This window comes from Actinoalloteichus spitiensis RMV-1378, assembly GCF_000239155.1.
GTDB lineage: Bacteria > Actinomycetota > Actinomycetes > Mycobacteriales > Pseudonocardiaceae > Actinoalloteichus_B > Actinoalloteichus_B spitiensis.
This window is the reverse complement of record NZ_AGVX02000646.1, coordinates 1-2,157: the sequence shown is the minus strand read 5'-3', so window position 1 is coordinate 2,157 and position 2,157 is coordinate 1. Positions and strand designations below refer to the sequence as shown.

The following is a 2,157-nucleotide window of genomic DNA, read 5'->3' as shown; positions in this document are numbered from 1 at the left end:
GCATGGGGCCGGCGAGCCGCAGCGCGCCGGGCCGGTCGCTCCACTCCGCGAGGTGGACCGCCGGGTGCCCGGGGAGCCGCATCCGGTCCTGGTCCCCGGGGCTGGTGGGCAACCCGGGCTGCTGCCGGAAGGCGTCCTCCGGGAAGAAGCCGAAGACCGCGGTGCCGGTGAAGACGGGCCGTTCCGCCACCGAGGAGGCGAAGGAGAACGACAGGAGGGTGATCTCGCCGGCCCGCGAGTGGTTGGTCAGCTCGATGGCGGTCGTCACCACGTCACCGGGCCGGACCTCCCCGACCACGGTGCCCTCGCCGTCGAGGTTCCGGAAGAAGACCTCGACCGGGCCGACCAGTGCGGATCGGGCCACCTGGACGGCCAGGACCCCGCACCCCTGGAGGGCGACCTCCATCAGCGCCGCCATCGGCATCGTCGGCCAGCCATTCTGCTCGAAGTACCAGGCTTGGCGGGGCACGTCGTACCGCACGGTGAGCCCGGCGGGGGCCTCGCCGGCATCGCCAACGAACTCGGTGACCCTGCTGAGGAAGTTGTACGGCGGCCCCGGGAAGCGGGGCGTGCGGCGCGCGTCCAGGGTCGCGAAGGCCGGGCCCAGCGCCGCGGAGGGGCGCCCCCAGGAACCGGTGAGCAGCGCCTCGTACCCGAAGGAGAACTCCCCCCACCGCGCCACCGGCGCCGGGTCCCGGTGGTCCCGGAGCCCTCCGAGGTCAGCGAGGGGGACGGGGGTGCCGGTGGGCTGGGTACGAGGTGGTCCCAGGTGCCGCCAGTGGTCGAGGGGCCAGTCCGGGACCAGTCGCAGCGCGAGGTCACGGGCGTGGAAGGCGGTCGCCCCGTCCACCAGGCACACGACGTCGGCGACGAGGGTGGGTTCGGGCCGGTCCGTGACCGACGACACGAGGACCTCGTAGCGCAGTCGCTGGCTGGTGGGGGTGACCTGCGCCCGGCACCGCATCGTCACCGGCCGCCCCGTGACGGGTTCGAACCGCCAGCCGTCCCGGCCGAGGGTGAGGCCCAGTGCCGTCAGGAAGAAGGCCATCGCCTGGAGCCCGGCCTCCAGCAGCAGGCTGCCCGCCATGCACGGGTCGTCGGGGAAGTGGCCCTCGAAGAACCAGTCGTCGGCCCGCACCGGTGTCTCGGCCCGGAGGTGCCCGGCTCCCCAGGGCCCGCCCGTGACGTCGAGGCACGTGACCTCGCCGAGCAGGAGCGTCGGCCCCGCCGTGATGCGGGGGGTCCGCACGTGGGCGGCCGCGATCACCCATTCCGGTCCGAAGCAGTCCGCGAGCCGGCCGTCCGCCCAGGCTCGGACGGCGGCCGCGTCGAACCGGCCGCGGGGCGACACCAGCGGTGTGTACTCGCGCCGGCCACCGCCGCGCGTCCGGTCCGCCTCCGGTCGCCACCGGTGCCCGCCGGACCGGGTCAGTTCCTCGTCGGTGAAGAACCCGGCCCGTGCCTCGCGCACCGTCAGCCGGAGCTCGTCGCCCACGTGACAGTCGTACCGGAAGAAGAAGAGCCGGGTCCCGGCGTGTTCGGCGTGCCGCTCGACGTGGATGTCGTAGCGCAGGGTGTCGCCCGGCTTCGGCAGCGGCCCGTGGAAGGTCACCTCGCAGCCCAGCAGCCGGTAGACCCGTTCCCCCCGGTTCAGCAGGTCCACACCCAGCCAGCTGATCAGGAGGAGGTCGGCCTGCCCGGCCTCGATGACCATTCCGGCGGTCATCCGGCCCGCCGGATCCAGGCACCAGGTGTCGAGGCGGACATCGGTTTCGGTGCGGATCGAGCCCAGCCCCATGGTCGCCGGTTCTCCCTCGAGACCGGTGACGCGGTCCACCAGCAGCAACGTACCGCTGGGGAGCCGGACCTGGCGCCGGTAGCCGTCCTGGGGGGCGAAGAGCGGCCCGAAGTGGCGGGAGAGCGGTTCGGTGGCCAGGCGTTCCAGCTGCACGCGGTCGAACAGCGGAACCGGGCGCCGATCCCGTGGGGCGGGGGTCGCGACCGGGCGTTCCACCTGGTCCCGGGCCGGCGCCGGCACCGGCGGCCCTCCGGGGGCGGGGGCTCGGCTGGCCGCTCCCCTTCGCGTGCCGCCCCCGGGGGCGGCGGCGAGGTGCAGCCGGCTGCCGGCGCCCTGCGGTGCCCGTGGCGGGGGGGGGG

The 2,157-nt window shown here is 74.8% G+C and carries 1 pseudogene; it reads right to left on the bottom strand.

Going from position 1 to position 2,157, the window contains the following annotated elements:
- A pseudogene (locus ACTIDRAF_RS30765) lies at window positions 1-1,951 on the bottom strand (type I polyketide synthase); the annotation flags it as partial.
- Between the last annotated feature and the right edge of the window lie 206 nt (window positions 1,952-2,157).